This is a genomic window from Buttiauxella sp. AC038, assembly GCF_979253565.1.
The window spans coordinates 3,705,215-3,731,266 of record NZ_CEEDCQ010000001.1; the positions used below are offsets into that span (position 1 = coordinate 3,705,215).

Below are 26,052 nucleotides of genomic sequence, written 5' to 3' on the forward strand. Positions count from 1 at the left end.
TTTTCATGACATCTCCTTAGACAAAGAAAACAAAAACGGCGAATCCTTGATGGATTCGCCGTCATGATGGTTCGTTCAAGCTGATGATATATATCTAAATTTATTTAAGATTAAGTATCAGATTATGCGACCAAGAGTCAAGGTCAGGATGTGTATGCCGCAAGGCTAACTCCAAGGCCTATTCAGTAAAAAGCTGGTAGCAAAACATGAGCTCAACGACTGCCATTACTTTAGACACATAGACGAAATAGTGTCTGTTTAGTTTTGATTTTTAATGTATTCATTTGAAATAAAAGGAAATAAAAACATGGCATGTAACTTGCTTTGTTTTATTTATCAAAGCTAACTAAACACTTATAACATTCGCTCACTTTTTCGATAGTGGGTTAAAAACTACGAATGTAGAAATAAATCCGATATTTAACCCTGAAAACTAGTGGTTAGAAAATAAAAGACAGGTGTATATATGACCAAAAATGCTGCATTGTTACTTGCGCCGGGTGTTGAAGAAGCTGAAGCAATTATTGTTCTTGATATTCTCGAACGACTGGGGATTAGCGTAAAGAAAATATCGTGTAGTGATGATAAGCATATCCAAAGTTATCATGATGTTGGTATCGTGGCAGATACTTTGCTTCGCGAACAATTCGATAATTACTTTGACGCAGTCATCATACCCGGTGGCCCAAAGGGGACAGTAAACCTTTCAGAAAATACAATGGTTATTGATTTCATAGAAAAACATGATCGCCTCGGAAAATTAATATGCCCTATATGTTCAGCGGCTGCGAAAGTGCTTGCACCTCATGGTTTACTTAAAGGAAGGAGGTATGTTTGCTCCGGGACTCTTTCTGAAGGAGTTACAGACGGAATCTATGTCGATGCCCCAGTTGTTCGGGATGGAAATCTGATAAGTGGACAAGGATTAGGAGCTGCTTTTGATTTCGCATTCAACCTCGCAGGTATACTTACCCTGGATTATGAGCGTACTTTTCGTCAGGCTGAACATATTAACTACAAGTTGACTCTGATTGAAAATAGCTAGCAAACCATAGAGACTGCCAATTTAATAACCAAAGTATTCGGCTTCATATTACCCTTATATTCACAACTGAAATAAATTCGGAAGGACATGAACAGCGACTAAAGCACCAGGAACTTGGCAAGTTGTCTAGGGAGGATTGAGCAAACAACCAGTTAGTGTCGAATTGAATATAAAATCACATATTGATCATAAACCATATCTATCCATATCATTGTTATTGCTACGGTTTAATTGATGGTCTGTTTTTTGCATGAATGTATTCAGTTAACTAATCAAGGCACTGAATATGACATTACTTTATCAAAACCCTATTATACATGCCGATTATGCCGATCCTGACGTTATCCGTACTGGTGATGATTTCTGGATGGTTGCGTCCAGTTTTAACCAACTTCCAGGTCTGCCACTGCTGCATTCTCGTGATCTGATTCATTGGCGCATTGTTAATTATATTGTAAAGCGACTTCCCTCACCTGAATACGATATTCCTCAGCCTGGAAAGGGGGTCTGGGCACCTTCTATTCGTTTCCACAACAATCGGTTCTGGGTTTTTTACAGCCAGCCTGACGACGGAATATTTGTGACTCATGCCTATGATCCTATGGGGGAATGGAGTGAACCCCATTGCCTGAAAGCTGCCCCTGGTTGGATTGATCCTTGCCCACTCTGGGATGATGATGGAAGAGCATGGTTGGTTAACGCGTTTGCATTTAGCCGAAGTGGTATCAAAAACAAACTACAACTCACTGAAATGGCACCAGATGCCTCCCGTTTGTTGGATGAGGGATGCGTGATTTTTGATGGTACACCGTCACATCCCACGCTGGAGGGCCCTAAACTGTATAAACGAAATGGGGAATACTGGATATTCGCCCCAGCAGGTGGAGTAAAAAGGGGGTGGCAAACGGTCATGCGTTCTCAAGAATTGACAGGGCCGTGGCAGTATCGTGATGTTCTCCATCAGGGTAGCTCTGCCGTAAATGGTCCGCACCAAGGTGCATGGGTTGAACTTATGAACGGGCAGAGCTGGTTTTTCCACTTTCAGGATAAGGGCGTATATGGTCGCATCGTTCATCTCCAGCCAATGTGCTGGTCAGAAGATGGCTGGCCATGCATTGGCGAGAAACTTGATAAACATGGGAAGGGGCAACCTGTCTTGGTACAATCGTTGCCTACGCTTCCTTTGACGCCCTGCGAGTTACAGACCAGCGACAATTTCCTAGACGGTATCCCAGGGTTGCAGTGGCAATGGCAGTCAAACCCCCAGCAAAACTGGTTGCGCCCTGGAGCGCAGGGTTTGCATTTACGCAGTGTTCCTGCCGTTGCCGATCTCAGTATTTATCATTTACCACATCTGTTGCTGCAAAAATTTCCTGCAGAACGGTTTACCGTAACCACTTTGATAGACCTGTCGTTAAGCCTTGAGGGCGATGAAGGTGGTGTGGTGATATACGGTCAGCGTTTTGCTGCGCTTTGCGTAAAGTGCTCTACTGGTCGTCGGCAACTCATATTTCGTCATGGCTGGATAAATGATAACGGTTATCTTGATGAGACATCGTTGACATTGGCCGATGTTACGGAGCTGGAGCAGGTAGAGCTTAGTTATCATGTAGATTATGGTGGTTTGGTCAGATTTACCTGGTGTTCACCAGGTAGAACATGGCAGCAGGTAGAGCCAGGGTTTTCAGCCGGAGCCGGTAAATGGATTGGAGCGAGGATGGGGATTTACGCACGCGGAGCGTTAACCGGCGGTGAAGGGGCTTTCCTTTTCAAATCATTCCGTATCATAACCGAGTAATAACAGCAGGGCAGTCAGGCTGCCCTGCTGGGTAAAACATCAATCGAAATAGTAACGGATACCTACACGGAGACGTACCTGGTTATCATTATTCTGATCTTTGTCTAACCATGCGATTTCTGTATAGGGCATCCAGTTTTTATTCATACGATAACGGGCAACAATACTGGGTTCCCAGTGTGTTTTCTTTCCGTTAGATGCATAATAATCACCTGTATTAACAAAAAATTCTGGGTTTAGCTGAAGCCATAATTTATCTGTAGCCTGATAGTTTAGAAATAAGTCAATTTGGTGAGTGTCGTTATAATCCATATATCCGTTGTAATCGGTTTCTTTATGCGTCATATGATTATAGCGATAACGTGTGCTAAAACTCAGCACCTTGTTTAATTTATAATCAAGGCTAATGTAGGGGGCAATTTTCGTCCCTGCTGAGTCAATATCACTCAATCCTCCTGGGGTAATACTCCATTTGTCATTTAGCGGAACCGGATACCAGCCCTCGAACTCCTGAAAGGAACTTTTCATCTGGTCAAAATTATGGCCCAGATCATACATGGCAGACACAAGTACCCCTGCACCATTATCGAAAATATGCCCCCCACCAATTTTATACTGATTTTTTTCAGGACCCCATGTATGAGCATAGCGATTATCAACCCATGTCGCAGCAGCCAGTGCATTGAGGGATAAGCAAGACAATGGTAATCCTATAATAATTGCATGTAATTTTTTCATTTTTATTCCTGTAGATCTTGATATGATTTTTGTTAATATTTTGATGTGAAAAAAGACATAATTAACAAAGCAATTCCTGTGCCAAAAAATAAAATTAAATAATTACATGGAGTTATGCGTAAGTGTGCAAAAGTATTTAGACACTTAGCTTGAAAGGTTGGTATTAATATCGTTTGAGAGGTGAATATAAACACTATTCAGGGTATTCATCACATCTTGCGAGAAATTTCGTACAGTAACGGTTCACCTCTTGACCAGCGTTGAAATTCTTCAAATACGCAATCTGCGAGGCGACGCGTTTCATTATTCAGAGCACCGGCAATATGGCTGGATAACCTTACATTCGGTAAAGTATACAGCGGCGAACAGGCTGCTGGTGGCTCGGGTTTAGTGACGTCCAGTACTGCGGTTAGATCCGGTCGCTCCTGTAATACGGTAATAAGTTCCTCTTCGTTAACCTGTGACCCTCTTCCTGTATTAATAAATACGGCGCCTGGACGCATGCGACGGAAAAGATCACCATCAAGAATACCAATATTATCTTCCCGGTCAGGAAGATGATTACTGATAACATATGCGTGGGAAAATTCCTGTTCAAGGGAAATAAGACGTTTTGCACTGCGGGAAGGAACCACCATGACATCAAGATTAAATGGTTGTAACAAATGCTGTAATGTTTGAGAGATAGCTCCGGCACCGATTAATGCCACTCGTTCATTGTAAACACCTGGGGCCGGGTGATGATTTGCCAGTGATTCAAATTTGTCAGAGCCAGTATATTCTCGCTGATTTCTGAAATAACCTTTGCACCCCAGTAAAATTTGCGCGAGACAAAATTCAGCGACCTGGATAGCATTTGCCATCCAGGCGCTGACTATTTTTATACCTCTGGCTAACAGCGGTCCTGAAAAATAATCTGTTTTTCCAGCAGCATAAAATACGATTTTTAATTTTGGCATCGCATCTAATTGCGCCTCAGTAAAGTTTATCATTCCCATGTGGAAAAATAGCCTCGACGTTCTGTAGTTCATTTCGATACCGGGAAATATTATCCGGTGTGATTAAATCAGGAAAAAATGCGCATAATTCCGAAATACTCTTAAGTACAGCGGGAGAATATACCTGAGAAAACTTTTTAGGTTGTTTTGAGAAAGCAGCGGCATACCAGGCCATAGCGTTACCTTAAATATTACTGGGTTCTTATATGCTGAATAACCTGGGGATATGGTATCCCAAGGAGAGATTTATTTGTTCAGAGCAGCACGAATAACAGAAATGAGGGAAGGGCCTGCGTAGAAACTATTAAAACCGGCTGGCTGAGCCACTGACAGATTCACTTTGGCAAGTATCAACCCATAGCTCTGATTCGTTTTATCTATCCAGGCATAGGTTCCGGCCCAGCCTGGACTGCTGATCAATGTCGGGGCCTCATACAGATCAACCTCTTCCCGCCATTCGCCAAGGCCATAGATATCATGGCGGTTGCTTCCCCGAACCGTCTGGACATAGCGATTAACCTCGCCGGGTGCGATCTGGGCCTGACGAATCTGATCGCTTTGCATAAAGGCAATCGCTGAAGCGCTTAATATTTGTTTATTCTGATACTGACCATCTTGGGCGATCATCTTCAGGAAACGTTGATAGTCGGCAAGTGTAGTACGCGCTCCGCCAGCCAACATGGGGCTGAACCCCTGTTCCGAACTGACGGGCGTGAAGGCCGTATGCGTCATTCCCAGTGGTTTGGCGATACGTTGATAGAACAGCGTATTCCATGATTTACCGCTAGCCACTTCAGCCATTCGCCCGGCCACCTGCATTGCCAGGCCACCGTAATTGAAGGTCTCGCCAGCTTTGCTGACACTTTTGAGCGGATGGATGTGTGCGACGGATTCCGCTAAGGACTGATAGTGATCTTCAGGTTTGTCTGCGGGTTGGTAATCAGGGTAGCCTGATGTGTGTGACAATAGCTGGCGCAGAGTAGCGCGCCCTTTTTCATCAGTAAATTCCGGTAGCCATTTGCTAACAGGATCATCCCATGAAAGCACTCCGTCATCTACCATTGAGGCAATAGTGGCGGCAGCAAGCCATTTTCCGGTGGAGGCGATATGCACCTCTGTTTGTGCGGTATAGCCGCCATAATATTTTTCAAATACTGTTTTATCATCCTTGACGATAATGACGGCAGCCCCCGGGTAATATCCTTTTTCGACCCAGCTTGTAATCTGTTGATCTACTCCCGCCAAAGAGGACTCTTTTGCCAGAGCATTTTGTCCGCTGAATGCCAAACAAAGCGTGCAGCCGATTAAGATATTCTTCATAGCTATCCTAAAATAATCCCCTCTTGCGAGGGGATGTGGATTAAATAATACCGATCCCGGCAGCACCAAAACCAATCGCAATCAGCATAATCAACACCCTATTAGGGCTGACTTTTTTGTTGAGCAGTTTCAGACACAGCAGGACCAACGCCAGAGGAATTAGACCAACACATATTTTGTCGAGAATTTCCTGCAAAACAAACGGCTGCCCGGCAATGGTTGTTTTGAAGGTGGTGGTGAATTTCACCATACTTGCGCTCATCGCGCCGACCATCATAAGCCCCATAATTGACGAGGCCTTAGTTATGCAGCTGAGTAACCCTGACTGGGTGGCTTCTGCGATGTACTTCGAGCCGAGTCGGTACCCCATCACACCACCGTAATAGCGAAGCAGGTAGCTCGGGATGTTATAAATCAGCAGGAACAGCAACGGGCCAAGGGGGTTACCCTGCGAGGCCAGACCAATTGCAATGCCTGTCGCGATGATACGCAGTACGCCATAGAAGAAGGAGTCGCCCACGCCGGCAAATGGCCCCATTAACGCTACTTTAATCCCGTTGATACTTGAGGTATCAAAATTAGGGTTGGCCGCATTCTCTTTTTCCATAGAGAGCGTCAGACCCATGATGAACGGGGCAATATGCTGGTTAGTGTTAAAAAACTGACTGTTTCGTTTCAACGCTTCCAGATAACGATGCGGGTCACCAGCATAGATTTTTTTCAACATCGGCGCTAACGCCCAGCCGTAGCTTAGCCCTTCCATGCGGGTGAAGTTCATCGAACCCAGCAAAGGAAACTGGCGAATAAACAGCTGACGAAACAGTTTCTTTTCACTTTTATCATCGCTGTATGTACTGACATGTTTCATATGGATATCAGTCATTGAAGAACCCATCCTTATCATCAGCCGACGCAGGCGTTGCTGCTGTAGTCGCGGCTTGTCTGTTAGTTTTAAGTTGATTGAATTCATTGAAGCAGAGGTAGACCGCTACTGAGCCTGCAATTATTGCGATACCCATTATTGGCAACTGCAGATATGCAGCCATCGCAAAGCCAATGAAGAAGAACGCGGCGATGTTACGATTCCACAATGCTTTCAATAGGATAGCAAAACCTAACGCGGGTAAAATACCGCCAACGGCCGTCATACCTCGCATTACAGTCGGAGGTATACTTTCCACCAGGCTGCGGATCACATCTGTACCAAACAGGATGCCGAAGAAGGCAATTAACGCGAACGGAATCCCATAGAAAAAGGTCATTCCGAGAGTCAAACCTAGTGCTGCCCGGTCACGTCCTTCCTCAAGCAGCGCATCGTATTTCTCAACCAGCGCGGTATAAACCAGCTTCAGCACCTGGTAGACAAAGACGGCCAGCAAACTTATAGGTAATGCCAGAGCGACTGCGACGGCAGGTTCTGCGTGAGTCAGAATGGTGAATGCTGTTGCCAACACTGACCCAACAGCCAGGTCCGCCGGAACAGAGCCGCCGATGGTAATGGTGCCGAGAAAAATCAATTCCAGTGAGGCGCCGATAATGATCCCCTGCTGTAAATCACCGAGCACAAGCCCAACGAGGGCTCCGCAGATTAATGGACGTTCAATCAGAGGCTGTCCCAGCGTGTGATCTGCGGTTTTCACCAGGAACATCACCAGCGCAACAAGTAAAGCTGACGTTAACATGGCATTCTCCTTAACGAGCTGAGTTTTCCAGCATCTCAATCAGGTTTTTAACTGGATGAGAAGGAAGAACCTGATATTCAACACCGACGCCACGCTCCGCTATCGCCTTGAAATCAGATACATCTTCAGGAGTCACATAGACGGTGTCACTGATGCGTTTTTTGGCGGACAGGTTATCGGTGATACGCCCGAAGTTAGCCACATTGAGCGTTTTTATTGCGGGAACCTGCTCAACAAGACGGCGGGCATCAGCGGCATTGTTGACGATGACCATGATCTTCATGCTTTCAGAACGCGGGTCATTGAGCACCTCACCTGCATCTTTTACGGCCATAATGGCGCATTTGGCTGTGTCCGGTGCCGCCATACGCAAAGACATCTTCTGCACCTCGTTATTCACTATCTGATCGTTCGCGACCAGAATGCGGTTGACACCCAGGTGTTTTGTCCAGACAACAGCCACCTGGCCATGGATAAGACGATCATCAATTCGAACTAAAGAAATCATGTGTAGCTCCGGTTAACAGAAATAAGGGGTCCAGATGCGGGAAAGACGAACAAGGGCTTCGAAATAAAAATAATCGCCCCATAAATTGGGTTCGTTGATCCCCATATTGCGGCCAAAGTTATAAACACCTTCTCGCAGCAGGCCGTCTTGCTGATGTGCAAAGTAATGTGCGCGCAGGTTATGCATCATGAGTGCAATTGCATTGTTATAGGCTGGACGCATTGGGTCGGTCAGGGGCAAGACTTTTAACAGTTCAGCCAACCCGCAGGCAGCGATAGCCGCTGCTGAAGTATCGCGGTAGGCGTTGTCCTGTTTTGTGAAAATCAAATCCCAGTAACAGACGTAATCGTCCGGTAAACGGTTGAGGAAGTAATGGGATAATCTGCGTGATAGCTCAGGTTGAGAGGCATCGCCGGTATGATTAAAACTTAAAGCGAATCCGTAAATACCCCATGCCTGGCCACGCGCCCAGCATGATGAATTACTGAATCCCTGGTGAGTATCTCCACGAAGCGGCTGACCGGTATGAATGTCCATATAGTAGGTGTGAAATGTGGAGGCATCTTCCCTAACCAGATAGCGAGCAGCCTGTGTCAAATGACGTGTGGCCGCTTCACGATAGTGGGTGTTACCCGTCTCATCCGCCGCCCAGAACAGTAGCGGAACGTTAAGATTGCAATCAATGATCATGCGACCCTGTCGGGCAGGGTCCTTTAAATCACCCCACGCCTGAATCACACCGGCAGTGGTATTAAAACGTTGATAGAGCAGTTCAGCGGCTCGCAATGCCAAACCGCGAGCGCGAACATTCCCTGTCAATTGCCAGGCATTCACACAGGAAAGCAGATAGAGAAAACCAAGATCGTGCGTGTCGACTTTAATGTTTTTATCCAGTCGCTCTTCAAAACTGTCGAGCAGTGATTCCGCCACATCCCGGTATTTTTTTTCACCTGTCACTTCCCAGGCCAGCCACAACATTCCGGTCCAGAAACCTTCAGTCCAGTCGACTTTTTCCACCGCCGGGTATATGTCGCCTTTCGCACTGGCCGCAGGGAACGTCGACATGAAGCGTGGCAGCATGGCATCGATTTTTACCAGTACTTCAGAAATGGCTTCATTCAGCCAGGCTTTGCTCATTTCTACCTGTTGTATCGAATAGCGGGTATCAAGTTTCTCGAGGGTTATCGTCACAGACTGTTCTCCCCAGAAAAGAAATCATCACTATCATTGCGGACACTTGATGGCATCGCCTGACGAGCCGAGATAATTTCTGGCAGAGTATTCATGTACTGCATCGCGTTAGTGGCTGCATCAATCGCATCTGTCAGTCGCTGTGCTGTATCCGTGTGTTCAGACATGCAAAACTCCATCAACATAATTAGATTTGCGCCGCTTATCACATGAGCATGGGGATATTTGACCATCATCTGTACGGCCGTATTGTTGACGCTGCCACCGGCCATATCGGTAAACAACACCAGTTCATTACCCCTGTCTGCTGCCTGTTGAGCAATGTCTTCAAAGTAAACTGCCAGTTCCGCTGTAGAACCAATCTCACCGCAATAAGCACAGATTGGAGTGACACCATGAGCCTCGCCAATCAACAAATTCAGACCTGAAACAATGCCTTCGGCATACTGGCCATGAGTAGCGATATACATCTCTCGCATTACGCGTTCCTTTAAAAAATTAATTTAGCTTTATCTGTTTATGCATTCTTCGTGCCATTATTTTATCTATTTGATTTAAAATGAATAAAAGGCAATTTAAGACACAGCGGATAGTGTTGAAAACAGCGGAATAGAGTAGTGTCGACGTGGCCTGTTAGTGAGCCCGACAGGCCGGAATAGTCAGATGAATTCATCAGTCGAAATCCACGGTTCCATAATTTCAAATATCATGAGGATTTCGGTAAGGGGCAGGGTAATACGGTATTTGCGGTTCAGAGCCTGGAAAAAAGTATCATGTACAGCGACAAATGCCTGCTGCTGAAGTGTTAATTCCACTTCTTCCCGGTGACGTACACCATTGTTCACCATCACCCGTTCAATCATCAGGGCAATGTGCATAAACAGATTAATTCGCAGATAGCTCTCAAAATGAATCTTATAAAAACCTTCATACTGTTTAATGACGGCTTCAACTTCATTAATGATGACGACAGGATTCAGGAAACTTAACCGGCTGGCGATCCCTTCAACTGTAAACAGTTTTACTATCTCTTCCACCATCGGTTCAAGTGCGTCTTCCGGAAGCAGACCGTTAAAATAATCACGTTTCAGTACCTGTGTTTTTTCTTTAATCAGCTGTTCGACACTGAGCAGAGGAATGTAGCCGGCCTCAAGTTCAGTTGTGGTGATGATAAGCCGTGTGCCGTTAAGCGCGGGGTCGGCATGCGTGATTTTCCATTTTAAATCGTCATATTCCATGGTGATGACATCGATATCCATCTGCCCCTGATAGCGCTGAACAATATCTTTTAATTTGCGGGAAATCCCTTCGCCAGAAATACAGGAGATAATTATTTTATTACCGGGTAATACCCCAGCATAGTAGCGAGTTTCTACTTCGTATGCGCCGCGCGCACTCTCAATAATTTCCTCTATTGACAGGCGCCCCTGAATTTTAGATGCGATATCCAGTGCCATCATGGTAGATACATTGTTAATGACCAGCAATTCGCCATGCAGATGCAGCTTAATCTCTTCGTATATTTCTTTGAGTGAGCCCATGTCGACCAAAATAATCAGCCCCGCACCTTGTTTCAGGCGGGAAACATGCGCTATCAACAAATCGATAATCTGACGCGTGGAGGTCGAATTTGGCATGTCGAATGCTTTAAAATAATAACCACCAGTTAGTTGGTTCGCAATGCCCGCTATGCTGGAAGCAGTGGAACGGCCATGTGATACGATAATTCCCTGAATAGGATCGTCCTCACCGGCCAGTGTGTGAAATGCACAACTTAGCAATGGATGTAATAACGCAAGTTGCTGCTGAGAGATGTGTTTGACCAACTGGCTGATACACGCTTCCGCAAGTAAGATTGCTTTACCTGAAACATATTCGGAAATGCTTTTCAGTTCATTCAGCGATTCTTCTTCCTGATGAGCATTCAATGCATAGCTCAGGCACAACCAAACCGTTTTCCTGATTTCAGAATTAAATTCAATGCCGCTCAGGCTTTCCAGTTCATTAATTGCCTGCATTGTTTTTTGCCAGGTATAGCCGCTGTACAATGCGTCAGGTAAAAGCGTGCCATTTATCGTAGTCAGCAGTTGCTCCATCTTACGGTTCAGTAGCATTACGTTTCCGCTGTGACAGAAATCCCGGAAAATGACATCATCGCGCATGGCTTTAGGTAAAAGGGATCCGATATCCAGCGCTTCCGCACCTGGCGAGGATGAAACCACCAGCAATTCTCCTCCCGAATTCATCCCTTGCAGCGTAATAATCTCGCCATGAGGCGTATCACTCCAGGCAGTGGCGCACATTACTTTGATTTGATTTTTTAACTCACCCACATTTCCGCGTACGGGGGAAGTGGCTAGCTGGTGCATTAGTTGTGTATCGAAATAAATATCGCGCTGCAAACTGAGCGCTTCTTTATGTAAGAAACAGGTTATCTGTGCGATGCGCTCGGTCAGAGGGCGGGAGATATAATTGGGAATAGTCAAACGGACCGGAATACGTCTGCGAAATGTATTCAGTAAAACCGTGTCGATATTTTCAGTGGTGGCGAATATAAACCGTATAGAGGCTGGATGTTGAGTTCGACTATCACCAAGACGATAAAAATACCCCTTATCCATAAACAGAAATAATTTTTCCTGATTCTCCGCCGATAAACGGTGGACTTCATCAAGAAATAGAATGCCGCCATTTGCATCATCAAATACACCCTGTTTTTCGCGGTCAGCCCCGGTAAATGCGCCACGTGTATACCCAAATAACGTAGCTGAAAGTAACTCAGGGTTGTTTGCGTAATCAGCACAGTTGAGTTCCACGAAAGGTTTATCCATAGCGATAACTTTTCTTTCGCGCGCATATTGGTGAAACAGCGTGGCTAAGTAGCTTTTCCCCACACCGCTTTCCCCTGCCAGAAGTACGGGCAACCCTCCTCCAGGATAGTCCACTGCTGAACGACATAGTGCTACAGCTTCAGCAAGGCTGCCGTTTACACCAATCAGTTGCTGAAACGCATCCAGTTTCTTTGCGGCGACCGCTCGTGACGGCCCGGTTCTTTGAATATCACTGAGCACATAAAAACGTACCGGGCGGGTATTTTCTTTCTTCAACCGTCCATCATCACATAACCTATTCAGATAATGGCTTACGACACTACGATTAACCTGCATAAAATCTGCGCAGTCGTGAGCTGTAAATCCTGATGAACTGGAAGAATAATGAGTGATAATTTTGTTAAACAGCTTTTCTTTAGCCGACAGTGCCATATTTTCAAAGACCTGCGTGTAGAGTAGAAAATAGTGTCTAAAAAAATAAATACTAGACACTGAAAAATCAATTAGACACTGAGCATTGTACGCCTCAATAAAAAAATGAAATGCCATTTTGATATTTATGTGATCTTGTTCTCGTTATTGATGCGGCTTCCAGAGTGTAAAGCAAGGGACATGCAGAAAAGAATGATGAATTGAGTACTGCCGTGACTATGTAATAAGCATGTTATTAATTAGACACTGTGGTTTTTAGCCAGGGAACATATATTCCCTGGCTAAAAACCGATTTCCTATTAAAAGCTGCGTACTTCCCCATTAAGTTATCCCAATGTACCAACCATTGCCGTTTACAATGACGATCTCCGGTATGGTGATGGTGCTACCTTCAGGGACCAAAATCTGGCTGGTTGCCGGTATTACCGACATGAGAAATGGCTTCAACGGCCTGGCTGCAAAAGTGCAGGCGGCGCTGAAAGATGACCCGATGTCGGGGCACGTCTTTATCTTCCGGGGACGCAGTGGCAGTCAGGTCAAACTGCTCTGGTCCACCGGCGATGGTCTGTGTCTGCTGACGAAACGACTTGAACGCGGCCGCTTCGCCTGGCCGTCGGCCCGTGATGGCAAAGTGTTCCTGACGCCCGCGCAGTTGGCGATGCTGATGGAAGGCATCGACTGGCGACAACCTAAACGGTTGCTGACATCCCTGACCATGCTGTAGGCCTCTTTATCCTGGTTGTCGCAGAATAAGCCTGGTAAAATGCGGGCTTATGAACGACACCTCTTCTGACGACATCCCTCTGCTGAAAAAGCGCCTGGCTGAACAGGAAGCGTTGATCCACGCCCTGCAGGAAAAGCTGAGCAACCGGGAGCGCGAAATAGACTATCTGCAGGCGCAACTGGATAAGCTTCGCAGGATGAACTTCGGCAGTCGTTCCGAAAAGGTCTCCCGCCGTATCGCACAGATGGAAGCCGACCTGAACCGGCTGCAGAAGGAAAGTGATACGCTGACCGGTCGGGTGGATGACCCGAAAGTGCAGCGCCCGCTGCGTCAGACCCGCACCCGTAAACCGTTCCCCGAATCACTCCCCCGCGATGAAAAGCGGTTGCTGCCGGCAGAGGTATGCTGCCCGGACTGCGGCGGTGTACTGAGCTATCTGGGCGAAGATACCACCGAACAGCTGGAACTGATGCGCAGCGCCTTCCGGGTTATCCGGACTGTACGTGAAAAGCATGCCTGTACTCAGTGCGATGCCATCGTGCAGGCCCCCGCGCCTTCGCGGCCCATCGAGCGGGGTATAGCAGGACCCGGGCTGCTCGCCCGGGTCCTGACCTCAAAGTATGCAGAGCACACGCCGCTGTACCGTCAGTCGGAAATATACGGCCGCCAGGGTGTGGAACTGAGGCGCTCACTCCTGTCGGGGTGGGTGGATGCATGTTGCCGGCTGCTGTCACCGCTTGAAGAGGCGCTTCGAAGCTATGTGCTGACCGACGGCAAGCTCCACGCCGATGACACGCCAGTGCCGGTGCTGTTGCCGGGCAATAAAAAGACGAAAACCGGGCGGCTGTGGACATACGTTCGTGATGACCGCAATGCGGGCTCAGCATTACCGCCAGCCGTGTGGTTCGCTTACAGCCCGGACAGAAAAGGCATCCACCCGCAGACCCATCTTGCGGGCTTCAGCGGAGTGCTTCAGGCGGATGCGTATGCCGGGTTCAACGAGCTGTACCGCAATGGCGGGATAACGGAAGCCGCCTGCTGGGCTCACGCCCGCCGTAAAATCCATGATGTGCACGTTCGCACCCCGTCAGCCCTGACGGAAGAAGCCCTGAAACGTATCGGCGAACTGTATGCTGTTGAGGTGGGGATAAAGGGAATACCGGCAGAACAGCGCCTTGCTGAACGTCAGCTGAAAACGAAGCCGCTACTGAAAACACTGGAAAGCTGGCTGCGTGAAAAGATGAAAACGCTGTCGCGACACTCGGAGCTGGCGAAGGCGTTCGCATACGCCCTGAACCAGTGGCCGGCGCTGACGTACTATACAGAAGATGGCTGGGCGGAAGCAGATAACAACATCGCTGAAAATGCCCTGCGGATGGTCAGTCTGGGCCGTAAAAACTGGTTGTTCTTCGGTTCTGACCATGGTGGTGAGCGGGGAGCACTGCTGTACAGCCTGATCGGGACGTGCAGACTGAACGACGTGGATCCGGAAAGCTACCTTCGCCATGTGCTTGAAGTCATAGCTGACTGGCCGGTCAATCGGGTCAGTGAACTGCTCCCCTGGCGCGTAGAGCTGCCAACTGAATAACACATCCCCGTCAATACGGTTCTCGCTGGACGCTTACGCATGGATTACGGGGATGCTTACAATTGCACTACTAGAACCTTCTTTCAGATACGGTCGATAGGATTAGCTTTCTTATCCTCCCAAAGTCCCCCTTCTCAGACTATTCGCAACCCGAGCAATCCAGATCAAATTTCAAGGGATCACCGTTGTACACAGAGTGCCGATTTAGGGATAGTACCGACTGCGTATCCTGTTTTTAATTGGAAAAACGGTGGTTAAGATGAATATCTATGAAGAGCAATATCGACTATTAAAGCACAATGGTGCGCAGGCGTGGGCTGGTGAAGGTTATAAGCGAGCACATCAACAATTAGCTGTCATTCTGCAAGAATTAAAACAACGTAGTATTCTCCCCTCCCCCGGAGCTTCATTTCTGGAATTAGGCTGTGGAAATGGTGCAATGTCTTCTCAATATATGGCAGAGCGTGGCTACGAAGTATCCGGTGTTGATATTTCACAAACTGCAATTGAGTGGGCGATAGAGCGATTTTTGACACTTGGGCTTAAAGGGCATTTTACCCAGGGCGATGTCTGCCATCTTAAGCAGCTGGAAGCAGCTTCATATGATGTTATTTTTGATGGAAGTTGCTTGCATTGCCTTATTGGTCCACAGCGTGAGTTGTGTCTTGCAGAAATAAGACGTCTGATAAAACCAGAAGGTACGGTTGTTATCAGTACTATGGCTGGGAAACCGAAAAAACCTGAGGATTTACGAGATTTTGATGCCGATAATTATCATTTAATGAGGAATGGCCAGCCATGGAGAACCTTAAAGCCTCTTACATTGCTGGAAGAAGAGATCAGCAAGCAGGGATTCTCGATTATTTACACCGACCTGAATCATAATCCATGGTGGGATCATGCCACTATTTGTTGTAAGCCATCATAGAAATGATAATGTGTTGTAAGCTCAAGCCATCTCATTCAACTCAATCAATTTCCCGCGGTAAAATTTTATATCTCCTGAGCCTTCTAACTCTCTTACAACCTTCTGAACGGCACTCCTCGATATATTATTTCTGGATAGAATAAAATTGTACACAGAAGTTGTGTGTCTTTCTGGTTCATCTAAAGCCCAAATTTCCTTCAAATGTTCAATAACGATTTCCCTGGCTGATGATTTATGAATTAGTTTTCCTTTAGGCATGCAAATATATAAATAGCTTCTAATTATAAAGAAAGCATCTTGCCACAAGTTTTTCTCTGTAAATAAGTCAAAAGCAATATTCGAATCAAGTATCCACATAGAACATTCACTTTTACACTGAATGAAATGTGTCAGCCCAATATCATGTATATGCCCAAGCCCAATAACTGCGGGCGCTTTAATAGAGTTAGTCAGTAGCCCATCTTCAATACGATGAATGGTTACAACGCCAGATTTAAGGAATGCGACCTGATTATCTTGAATGAGCTCTACGTGCTGCCCCTTTTTCTAACTGCAAAAAATGCATGTTTACATTTTTCTACCTCTTCACCGACTACTTTTACTGAGCGCGCGACATCCGTTCGACTGTTCATATCATAAGTGCCCTATTAATACCTTCTGGATTAATTTAAAGTATTACTTCTTCAATCGGCACAGGCTTACCCGTGTGGTATCCCTGTAACCAATCTACACCTATTCTTATTAGCTCTTGCCTGATCTCTTCATTTTCAACAAATTCTGCAACGACCTGCATTTTCTTGATTTTAGCAACGGTGCAGAAAGATCTAACTAAAAAGTGATTTAAGTCATCATGAAGAATCTTGCGGATAAATGAACCATCTATCTTAAGAATATCAGCTTCTATTTCTTCCAAGCGAGAATAGCTAGAGCAACCGGTACCAAAGTCATCAATAGCTATTTTGCAACCAAGACTGCGCATCTTTTCAAGCTTTAAAGCGGCTACTTTAGTATCAATAATGTCCGTTTCGACAATTTCAAAAATAATTCTGTCCGGTGATATTTCATACTTCTTGAATAGCACCGTCAAATGGTCAATAAAATAGATATGATGAAGCGTCCGCGGGGCTAAATTAATACTAAATTTACTTTCAGATTTTGATTCATCAAGTGACTGTATAAATCTGAATGTTTGTTCAATAACAGTCATATCTAACTGAGCAAGGATACCTGCTTGCGCTGCAATAGGTAGAAAAGCGTCAGGAAATAACAGCTTTCCATTTTTGTTTCTGATACGGATCAGTACTTCATGATAGTATGAATCTGTATGCGATGAGATTATAGGTTGAGCCATAAGCACAAACGACTGGTTATCAACAGCACTTTGCAGCTCACTCCTGATATTGTCATTACTCGTTATATTGCTTGCCACAGTCAAACATTCGTTGTCATCCCAAGTCACCATCACCGGAACTTCACTATTTATAGAATCCGCGGCGACAGCAGACAACTTTCCAACAATCATCAATAAATTATATTTTTCTGGCAAGCTCAACATATAAGTCAGACCAGAATTAATGCCAAATGTATTTTTGCCGTACGAGAAACGGTATGCTTTAACTAAAGAATAGATGTTGTGAATATGCTCTTTATCAGGTGTGCCCAGTCGTATATAAAGCCCGTAACCTGGTTGATAATATATATCTTCATTATCCTGGAGATGAGGAAGAAGATAGGCGGTCAATGACTTAACGAACATAAATCTAATGCTAAGGCCATGCGTTTGAGTCAAAGACCAAAGCTCAGGGCAGTGAATTAAAGCGAGCCCTGCCCCTGGATATTCAACAAGAGATCTCTTGAGCGCATAAACATTCGGCAAGCCAGTATAATACTCCGTTAGCATGAGTCTGGTTATCTTTTTTATATATGAGCGATTACTTGAAACCAGCACTCCAGATAAAACTAAAGAGAAGGACACAACTAATATTGTGGCAGAGGCAGTTGCCAAAGGTTCAAGGATTTCAAGTTCACTGATGGCGTAATTATATTGTATATAACCATCGCTGTGGAATCCGAGCAGAATTAAAATAGCGCTCCAGATGGGAACAATAAATGAATGACCAATAGTTACTGTTCCCCAGACCATTATCGGGAGAAGCAATAACAAACCATACCCTGTAAATAATAAAAATATATGCTTAGTAGATAGTAAGCAATACATGATACCAATGAGAGAGCATAACCATATTACCCGATAGACTACTCGCGAACCTGAAAATATTATTTTCTTTTGTTCATTAAGGTAACGCGAACACCATGCGGTATTGCTGATACATCTAAGAATAAGATAACAGAATGGTACACCAGTAAGGCAAGATGTCATCATCCACTGAATGTTAATCAAGTTTTTGGTGCTAAAAAAATCACCATATAAAACCTCATCAAAATGGAATAAAAACAACATTAACTGATGGACAAACTCAAACACTACAGAGTTAAAAACAACCAACCAACCGATACGATGAAATGTTAATTTGTACCGCCCGAAACTAACTGCACCTTTGCTTCCAACAGATATAAAATATATCAGACAACTGATTGAAGCGGCCAATAACTGTGAGTAAACAGTGAGGTTTTGCAATACGGATTGCGTGTTTAAGCTGTAGATAAAAAGCAGTCCGAGTGCCGGCATGGCTCTGACACCATATAAAACCAGTAGCGCAGTAAACAATGGTAGCCTGAGATCATAAAATGTCAGAGCATATCCACCTACTTCAGCACTACTCATTAGTAGACTAAAAACGTAATGAAACAGAAACAACAAGAAACAAGCTTCAATCATGCATTTAGTCGTATTTCTGGTTTCTGTACTTATTTGCATTACACAACTTTCCATCTTTCAATATGTACAAAAAAACATCCGTGTGAGATTAAGCCCCGCTTTAACATCATGATGTTAATTGCAGCTCCTTTTCATAGGTTGAAACATTATTAGAGCAATGATGATTTTCTTTCAGGACCTGGCATAATTTTTCAACTGGTAATGGACGCCAGAAAAGGAACCCTTGTGCCAGTTCGATACCAACTGAACAGACCTGGGCAAGTTCCTGGTCTGTTTCAATCCCTTCAATAAGAACCTGGCGCAGCTCATCTTCAGTTTCAACACCTTCAATAACAAGATTGCAGTGCGTGAGTCGGCACAGTCTGGTTACTTGTTTTAAAAACTGCAGCCCACCATTTTCAGCTAGCCCCTGCACAAGTGAACGATCAAGCTTTATCTTGTCGAGTGGATATCGTGTCAGATAATTCAGTGTTGAGTACCCCGCCCCAAAATCATCGAGAGCAATACGAATCCCCATTGATTTTAATTTTGTCAGCACCGAGGCCACATTGACCGGGTCGATAACAGCTTGCGACTCTGTGATTTCCATCTCAAGAGTCCAGCCTGGAGGCAAAGGTTTATCCAGCACTTGGGATATGACTTTAAATAATCTCTTATCTAGCAGTGTCTGCGCCGAGATATTGACCGACAGAGTCATTTCATTAAATTCTTGAAGATGATGATGTAGATAATTAACAGATTGCTCGATAACCCAAAAATCTATATCTGCCATCGCTTTGAGGCGATCATAGTATTGTAGGAAAATAGGTGGCGTAATTTTCCCATCTTCACCCTGATGGCGGATTAATGCCTCTACCCCAATAATTCGACGGTCGGAAATCCGTACCTGAGGCTGAAAATAAAGAATGAAATGACCACTCGATTGTAAATGTTGCACCTTGCTCAGTGCATCCAGATAAGATTTTTCTTCGGACTGAAGCGTATGCCCAGGAACCAGGTCTAAATTTGTCGGTGGTAAAAATAAATTCAGCTCAGGGGTTTTTAGTTTGCTAATAGACCATTTTCTGACAAATGGTGTGTAGATAACTGCGCTTACGCCAATAATAACGATATTCAGTATAATGGCGGAGACCGACCCCCCAGTGGCAAGCCAGGTGCTCAAAATAGGTGGAACGCTCCAGTTTACCGCTTCAGAAACCGGCGGTACCAGATGCCAGACAGTTGCCGTGTACGCTAACGTATAGGACACCGCTGGCACCAGAACAAAGGGGATAATCAGCAAGGGGTTCATGACTATCGGCAACCCAAAAATCAAGGGTTCGTTCACGTTAAACAGTGACAGAGGAAGCGATAAGCCAAGCATATGCCGGTGGGGAGATTTTTTATTTAGCAGTATACATAGCAGCATTCCCAGAGTGTTTCCTGTACCGCCCATCGTGCACCAGATATTATAAAAAACAGGGCTAATGATGTTTAGCTGTGCTTGCCCTGCATGCCAGGCAGCAATATTGCTATTCATTTCGGAAATAAAACCAGCATCAATATCGGCACAAATAAAATACCCATGAATTCCAAAGAACCACGGTATGCAGCGTAGAACAATATAAATCAACCCATCGATGAAGTTATCAGGGTAAGAGTGCAGTAGCGTTTGAGATATTACTGGGAAAACTAAAAGGTATAGGGAATGGGCCAACACACCAATAATCAATGTGGCAAAGGAGATAATGAGTACAGAACATAAGAAAAGAGCGGATGTTTTCCGGCTTTTGCTTTTCAGGAAATGAATCGAATCGACTAAAGCGATGGCCTTTTCCAGCAAAAAATTGACAGTGATGCCGGAAAGCAATGCTAAAGGAACAGTGATATCAAAGAAGAAAAGCTTGTCATTACTTATAACTCGGCTAATAAATAGCAAGCTACAAAAATTAATGGTCAGAAAGTGGATAACTGAATAGCGATTACGAATTGCCCAATGCAAAGCCATAAAGGCATTTATTGCGATTGGCATAAAGTCTGTAAGCGTCTCTTGTAGCTGGAACAACTGTACAGAAAAACGCCCCCACCCCAATTGATCACAGATAATCGAGCTAATGAGAAGTAGTGCGCGGATGATGGCAAAGGGAACAATGGCTAAAGAGCTTGCAACAATAGATTTTATAATTCGGTTATTAAATAACAAAATCCTGCTGTTATTAAGCTGATAAATAAAAGTGTTCTGAAACCATGTGCTCATCTCAAAAATACTCTTTTTTGGACATTTATTGCCTGGCTGACAACTATATTTATAAAAATTCTGAATATTTCCAAATGTTGAATTTTTGGTATGAGTTCTAATTCATCAGATTTTCTTATCAGTTAGTGTTGCCGGAAAGATGCATATATTTTGCCGCTTATGATGCAACGCAACCGCGCTTGTTAGTGCAGTGTTAGTCAGGCAGTCATTAGCATGCTTAATATATAAACACAGATCGATATAAACGATCAATAAATTAATTTCGATAGATTTAATCAATAGGTCTCATAGATCATTCGCCAACAATAGATCGATAAAACCTATCAATTTGTTTAGTTATATGATTAAGTTTTAAGGAAATGTTAACGCATTTCGCGTGGTGTCTTTAATTATGGAAAATTAAATTCGAATATTTACTTCTAAATATTACGCGAGAAGAGATACGATAGAATAAATAAGCGGATAATAAACGAACAGCAATGTAAGTGTTTGTTACATATGTTTATTTTATATGAAGACAGCGTTTTAAAGGCCAACTCACGTTGCTCGCATTAATTTATTGTAAAAATAGATTAATTTACAACCCATGGTCTGGTGAGCAGCAAAGCTTTTTTTGTAGGATTATCGCATTAATTGTCTTAACAGCCCGTGGTTGTGCTAGGCATTTTGATTTGAAATAACTAGTACAACATCTTCCACACAGCCTATTTTTATTTCACTGGTTCTATTTATTTTACTCTTGTCGATAAGTAATAAAGACTGCGCCGCGCGCTTCATGAGTAATGATTTAAATTCAGCATTGTAAGTATTGGAATCCCATAGCACGCCATCCTTATCAACTCCCTCACAAGAAAAAAGAAACAGATCGATATCCAGTTCTTTAACTTGGGAAATAATTGCAGGGTTGACATAACAAGCATATTTACGTTGAAGCAAGCCACCGGAACTAATGAGCTGTATATTTTCCCATTTTGCCAGTTCCTGGCAAATACGCACACTATTGGTAAAAACAGTGATATCAATATCCGGGAGTTGTTTTGCCAGATACCAACATGTTGAACTCGCATCGAGCGCAATAGTCATTCCAGCACTAATCCACGGTAGTGTCTGGCGCGCAATGTCGGCTTTGCTGGCAAAATGGCTTTTGAGGCGAGCGCTAAATGGGTCTCCACTGTCATGAGTGTCGCGCTTGATGCTTTTAGCTCGCCCATGCTGGCGAATGATTTTTCCCTGCGTCTGTAGTGCATTCAGATCACGGCGGATGGTTTCTTTACTGACCTTTAATAGCTCGGCGAGATCTTCAGTTGTTAGGGTTTCATGTTGTCGTATGAGTTCTACTATTGCCGCATGGCGCGCCGTTTTCACAAGCACTCTCCTCTACCTGAAAAAACCATGCGCCGGTGGCGCATGGCAAAACAAGGAGTCTGAGACTACGGCGTAACCCCTTTTTTTAACAGAATATTCCCGTATTTGGCGGTCTCACCTGTGATGACGATCGCAAATGCCTGCTGCGCTCGTTCATAGAATGCGAAGCGATCAATACGGCTGACTTTATGTTGCGGCTTATCACCAAATAAAGCCTGCAAATACCGAGTTTCAACACTTGGGTCTAATTTATCACCTTCAACTGCCGCCATCATGACAAGCGGAGGCGCGTAACTATCGAGTTCAAATAACGGAATAATTGCGGCCAGTAACTCGCTCACTTTTAAACCATCGGCACGGATAACATTCGGGCCCATGCTATGGGCAGGAAAATGCGCATCTGAAAAAATGATTTCATCGCCGTGGCCCATTTCAGCCAATGTTTTAAGTAGCTGAGGCGAAATTAATGGAGATATGGTTTTTAACATCGTTAAACCTCTTCAAATACTTCGGAGCACTGGCAAGCGAAGTCTTGATATTGCGCGCTTTGCTTGCCTGGATAATAAGACTGGTAGCGATAGTTAACTTGCTGGCGTGCTTGTTCTGGTGAGGTGTAAAAGTCGACACCACTCCAGGCAAACATTGCTGCTCCCAGAACGGTCGTTTCTGCATCTTGTAATACTTTGATAGGTAGATTGAGGACATCCGCTTTAATTTGGTTCCACAGTAGATTTCGGCTCCCTCCCCCAACCAGCAGCAACTCTTTAGCTTTAAAACCGCCGATATCTTCCAGCACTATCAAATTTTGCTGTAGCTGCCATGAAAGACTCTCTAACGCCGAGCGATAGAAATGCCCGCGTTCTGTATGCAGATGCACACCACTCCAGCCTGCCTGCTCGCGCCTGTCGAGAAGTTGGCAGTTCATACGTAAACCTTCGCAGCCTGGTGGGATCATTTTGGCTTCAGCAATCATCTGCTCATATACAGTAGGCAATGTTCCATGCGGCCAATACAGCTTACGAACCCATTCCAGAACACCGGAGGCCAGCCATTGCAAACCGGGATTAAACAAGCCAGAACAGCTATCAAGCTCGCATGTTGAACCTGCAAAACGTGGCAGCAATGAGGTGTTAACCTGTGGGGTGCGTACCATCAGGATTTCCCATGTTCCTGATGAAAGCACTGGCTGATCTAACCCCGCGCCGGAACCAAACAACGCAAACTGGGTATCATGCCCGGCTGAAATAACCGCTGTTCCCGCTGGTATTCCAAGGCGTTGTGCCATATGAGGTAAGAGATTGCCGATATGTTCACCTGCGGCGACAAGACGTGGAAACAGCTCTATCGGCAGGCCGGTTCGCTGAAAAATAGTCTTGCTGAAGATTTCCTGCCGAACATCTAATAATTGGCTGGTTCCCGCCATAGTGCGGTCTGTCGTGAATTCGCCGGTTAGCCGCTGATTGATCAATGAAGAGATAAATAGCCAAGCGTGCGCTTTTTCCAGTAACTCAGGGCGATTCTCTTTTAGCCAGATAAGTTTATATAACGTGTTAAAACTGAACTGACCGATACCCGAAATAGTTTGTAGCTCGCCGGGGGTGATATAGCGGTCAATTTTTTCCATAATTTCTGACGTGCGGGGGCATTTCCAACTAATTATCGGATAAATGAGCTCCCCTTGGGCATCCACTAGCGCGCCATCCACACCAAACGTTGTGACACTCAATGCGTGAATTTTATCGCCTTTGAGCTGCGGAATAATTTGCATACAGCAGTCAGAAAAGCGCTGCAAAATGTCATCGAGCGACCAAATGTGCCATTGGTCATTTTCTTCAGCTGCAAGGCTTACATTAGGTAAAGCCGCTTTCGCGACCACATTGCCTTGCGAATCCACGGCAATGGCACGGATGTTAGTGGCACCACAGTCCAGAACAATCACCACATCACGCTTCATGATGCTTCCTTTGATAAGTATAAATGTGCCCCCCTCAAGACAAAGGGAGGCGACAAAGGGGCCTGGTTATAAGCAGCCCCATGGAGCATTATTTTTTATACAGTGGCCCGTAGTTTTGGCAGGCGCGATAGTCCTGGCCTTCCACGTCCATACCATGAGCACCCCATGAAGATGGGCGATAAATGTCACCGTCCACCACGTTATGCATACACACTGGAATGCGCAGCATTGACGCAAGGGTAATAAGGTCAGCACCCACGTGGCCAATAGTCAGAACACCGTGATTCGCGCCCCAATTTGCCATCACAGAGTAAACATCAGTGAATGGGCCTTTGCCTGTCAGGCGTGGGGCAAACCATGTGGTTGGCCATGTTTCATTAGTGCGCTTATCCAGAATGTCGTGCACATCTTTTGGTAGCTCAATGCTCCAGCCTTCTGCAATCTGCAAGACCGGCCCAATGCCCTTAATAATATTGATACGGGACATCGTGAATGCCACGCCACCGCGAGTGAGGAAGCGTGATGAATAACCGCCGCCACGGAAATATTCATGGATGGCCGGGCACCATTCGGTAGCTTGCAGGCAATCATCAGCCTCTTTCTTGCTGATTTTCCAATGCGGCTTCATGGTTGGCTTGCCCTGCTCGTCAAGCTGGCGGCATGAACCATCAAGCGCTGCGGAACCTGAGTTAATTAAGTGGATAATTCCGTGCTCAGCATGCCCGGTCAAATCGGTACCGGTTACGCGTTTGACCGCTTCTGGTGACCAGTAAGTACGCACGTCAGCAAATACCTGGGCTGTGCCCGTGAGCATATGGCCAAACAACATTGCCACACCGTTCAGACTGTCATTTTCGGTCGCAAGCACATATGGTTTGCGCACCCCATTCCAGTCAAAGGAGCTATTTAACAAGGCTTCAGCGGTATCACCATTCGGGTATTGATCCGTCCAGTGACGTTGCCCCTGGAAACCGGCTGCGATGGCGTTATATCCAAGGGATTCTTCAACAAAACCTTTTTGTGCAAGCGCAGGATTTCCTGCATCATGTCGCGGATACACATCGCCATCAGCAGGCTTTCACGCAATACCTGACGGCTGCTTTCAGGGGAGCGGCGATATTGTTCCGTGTTAAGATCCGGCCCATAGCGGAAGTTTTTATCGGCCCAGGCCAGCGCCAGCTCTAGTTCCTGTTCATCATAAATTTTCTGATCCATACGACGACGTAGCTCAGTCATATCAACAGACTGCACTTTCATGCCAAGCCAGGATTCAAAGAAATTGTGGTCCACAATGGAACCGGCAATCCCCATTGAAACGCCACCCAGAGACATATAGCTTTTGCCTTTAATACTCGCCACAGCAAGGCCTGCCCGGGCGAAACGCAGCAATTTTTCTTGTACATCTGCAGGAATAGATTCATCGCCGCCATCTTGTACGTCATGACCGTAGATTGAAAACGCGGGGATCCCTTTTTGGCTGTGGGCAGCTAACGCCGCGGCCAGATAAACTGCGCCCGGTCGCTCTGTACCATTGAACCCCCAGATAGCTTTCGGGCGGAACGGGTCCATATCGATGGTTTCACTGCCATAACACCAGCAAGGCGTCACAGTAATGGTAAGGCCAACATTCTGTTTACTGAATTTGTCGTCACAAGCTGCTGACTCTGCCATTCCGGCGATGCAGCCATCAGCGATAATGCATTCAACCGGTGAACCACAGGCATGGTGCAGTTGTTCGCTCAGCAGTGCTGCCGTGGCTTTCGCCATATTCATGGTCTGCTCTTCCAGTGATTCACGTACCCCCATACGGCGGCCATCAATCACAGGGCGAATACCAATTTTTGGTAGATTTTTAGACTGGTGTTGGCTGTTCAT

General features: G+C 45.4%; 21 protein-coding genes and 1 pseudogene. 5 read left to right on the forward strand and 17 right to left on the reverse strand.

The genetic code is table 11. From position 1 onward, the window contains the following. Positions 1-466: 466 nt before the first annotated feature. Both AC0IXI_RS17710 and AC0IXI_RS17715 read left to right on the forward strand, forming a co-directional pair. On the forward strand, positions 467-1,045 hold the full coding sequence (locus tag AC0IXI_RS17710) for a DJ-1/PfpI family protein (protein WP_471682854.1): 579 nt from the start codon (positions 467-469) through the stop codon (positions 1,043-1,045). 286 nt (positions 1,046-1,331) lie between these two features. Next, positions 1,332-2,843 carry a glycoside hydrolase family 43 protein gene (locus AC0IXI_RS17715; protein WP_471682855.1) on the forward strand — a complete coding sequence of 504 codons (1,512 nt, stop codon included), beginning with the start codon at positions 1,332-1,334 and terminating at the stop codon, positions 2,841-2,843. Between the two features lie 39 nt (positions 2,844-2,882). Here the strand turns inward: AC0IXI_RS17715 and AC0IXI_RS17720 are convergent, their stop codons facing one another. The 9 genes from AC0IXI_RS17720 to AC0IXI_RS17760 all read right to left on the reverse strand — a co-directional run bounded on the left by AC0IXI_RS17720 (position 2,883) and on the right by AC0IXI_RS17760 (position 12,543). Then, positions 2,883-3,581: an oligogalacturonate-specific porin KdgM family protein gene (locus tag AC0IXI_RS17720; protein WP_287109690.1), complete on the reverse strand. Its 699-nt coding sequence runs from the start codon at positions 3,579-3,581 to the stop codon at positions 2,883-2,885. Positions 3,582-3,790: 209 nt separating this feature from the next. Beyond that, the gene (locus AC0IXI_RS17725; RefSeq protein ID WP_471682856.1) at positions 3,791-4,612 is read right to left on the reverse strand and encodes an NAD(P)-dependent oxidoreductase; all 822 of its coding nucleotides are present in this window, start codon (positions 4,610-4,612) and stop codon (positions 3,791-3,793) included. A 213-nt stretch (positions 4,613-4,825) separates the two neighbouring features. Beyond that, complete coding sequence (locus tag AC0IXI_RS17730; protein ID WP_471682857.1) at positions 4,826-5,899, reverse strand: serine hydrolase domain-containing protein; 1,074 nt, start codon at positions 5,897-5,899, stop codon at positions 4,826-4,828. 40 nt (positions 5,900-5,939) lie between these two features. After that, positions 5,940-6,782, reverse strand: a complete 843-nt coding sequence (locus tag AC0IXI_RS17735; RefSeq protein ID WP_287109695.1) for a PTS system mannose/fructose/sorbose family transporter subunit IID — start codon at positions 6,780-6,782, stop codon at positions 5,940-5,942. After that, on the reverse strand, positions 6,775-7,581 hold the full coding sequence (locus AC0IXI_RS17740; RefSeq protein ID WP_471682858.1) for a PTS mannose/fructose/sorbose/N-acetylgalactosamine transporter subunit IIC: 807 nt from the start codon (positions 7,579-7,581) through the stop codon (positions 6,775-6,777). The genes AC0IXI_RS17735 and AC0IXI_RS17740 overlap by 8 nt, the downstream gene beginning before the upstream one ends. A gap of 10 nt (positions 7,582-7,591) precedes the next feature. Then, the gene (locus tag AC0IXI_RS17745; RefSeq protein ID WP_471682859.1) at positions 7,592-8,089 is read right to left on the reverse strand and encodes a PTS sugar transporter subunit IIB; all 498 of its coding nucleotides are present in this window, start codon (positions 8,087-8,089) and stop codon (positions 7,592-7,594) included. 12 nt (positions 8,090-8,101) lie between these two features. Beyond that, complete coding sequence (locus AC0IXI_RS17750; RefSeq protein ID WP_471682860.1) at positions 8,102-9,280, reverse strand: glycoside hydrolase family 88 protein; 1,179 nt, start codon at positions 9,278-9,280, stop codon at positions 8,102-8,104. Beyond that, positions 9,277-9,759 (reverse strand): PTS sugar transporter subunit IIA, encoded by a 483-nt coding sequence (locus AC0IXI_RS17755; protein ID WP_471682861.1) that lies wholly within the window; start codon positions 9,757-9,759, stop codon positions 9,277-9,279. Before AC0IXI_RS17755 ends, AC0IXI_RS17750 begins: the two co-directional genes overlap by 4 nt. Before the next feature lie 180 nt (positions 9,760-9,939). Then, positions 9,940-12,543 (reverse strand): sigma 54-interacting transcriptional regulator, encoded by a 2,604-nt coding sequence (locus AC0IXI_RS17760; RefSeq protein ID WP_471683246.1) that lies wholly within the window; start codon positions 12,541-12,543, stop codon positions 9,940-9,942. Positions 12,544-12,919: 376 nt separating this feature from the next. Between AC0IXI_RS17760 and tnpB the strand changes: the two genes are divergently transcribed. From tnpB to AC0IXI_RS17775, 3 genes are all read left to right on the forward strand, one after another. Beyond that, positions 12,920-13,267 (forward strand): IS66 family insertion sequence element accessory protein TnpB, encoded by a 348-nt coding sequence (gene tnpB, locus AC0IXI_RS17765; protein WP_471683247.1) that lies wholly within the window; start codon positions 12,920-12,922, stop codon positions 13,265-13,267. Between the two features lie 49 nt (positions 13,268-13,316). Continuing rightward, on the forward strand, positions 13,317-14,855 hold the full coding sequence (gene tnpC / locus AC0IXI_RS17770; RefSeq protein WP_471682862.1) for an IS66 family transposase: 1,539 nt from the start codon (positions 13,317-13,319) through the stop codon (positions 14,853-14,855). A 259-nt stretch (positions 14,856-15,114) separates the two neighbouring features. Further along, entirely contained in the window at positions 15,115-15,783 is a 669-nt protein-coding gene (locus tag AC0IXI_RS17775; protein ID WP_471682863.1) for a class I SAM-dependent methyltransferase, read from the forward strand. A gap of 21 nt (positions 15,784-15,804) precedes the next feature. Here AC0IXI_RS17775 and AC0IXI_RS17780 read toward each other — a convergent pair whose 3' ends face one another. The 8 genes and pseudogenes from AC0IXI_RS17780 to fucI all read right to left on the reverse strand — a co-directional run. Next, complete coding sequence (locus tag AC0IXI_RS17780; RefSeq protein ID WP_471682864.1) at positions 15,805-16,140, reverse strand: helix-turn-helix domain-containing protein; 336 nt, start codon at positions 16,138-16,140, stop codon at positions 15,805-15,807. A gap of 310 nt (positions 16,141-16,450) precedes the next feature. After that, a complete protein-coding gene (locus tag AC0IXI_RS17785) occupies positions 16,451-18,661 on the reverse strand; it encodes an EAL domain-containing protein (RefSeq protein WP_413498002.1) in 2,211 nt (736 codons plus the stop codon). Between the two features lie 67 nt (positions 18,662-18,728). Beyond that, positions 18,729-20,858 (reverse strand): EAL domain-containing protein, encoded by a 2,130-nt coding sequence (locus AC0IXI_RS17790; protein WP_471682865.1) that lies wholly within the window; start codon positions 20,856-20,858, stop codon positions 18,729-18,731. Positions 20,859-21,515: 657 nt separating this feature from the next. Further along, positions 21,516-22,223: an L-fucose operon activator gene (gene fucR, locus AC0IXI_RS17795; protein ID WP_413498004.1), complete on the reverse strand. Its 708-nt coding sequence runs from the start codon at positions 22,221-22,223 to the stop codon at positions 21,516-21,518. Positions 22,224-22,288: 65 nt separating this feature from the next. After that, positions 22,289-22,711, reverse strand: a complete 423-nt coding sequence (gene fucU, locus AC0IXI_RS17800; RefSeq protein ID WP_413498005.1) for an L-fucose mutarotase — start codon at positions 22,709-22,711, stop codon at positions 22,289-22,291. 2 nt (positions 22,712-22,713) lie between these two features. After that, positions 22,714-24,177, reverse strand: a complete 1,464-nt coding sequence (gene fucK / locus AC0IXI_RS17805; RefSeq protein WP_471682866.1) for an L-fuculokinase — start codon at positions 24,175-24,177, stop codon at positions 22,714-22,716. Between the two features lie 88 nt (positions 24,178-24,265). After that, complete coding sequence (locus AC0IXI_RS17810) at positions 24,266-25,006, reverse strand: hypothetical protein (protein ID WP_471683248.1); 741 nt, start codon at positions 25,004-25,006, stop codon at positions 24,266-24,268. A gap of 33 nt (positions 25,007-25,039) precedes the next feature. After that, positions 25,040-26,052: pseudogene (gene fucI / locus AC0IXI_RS17815) on the reverse strand (L-fucose isomerase); the annotation flags it as partial.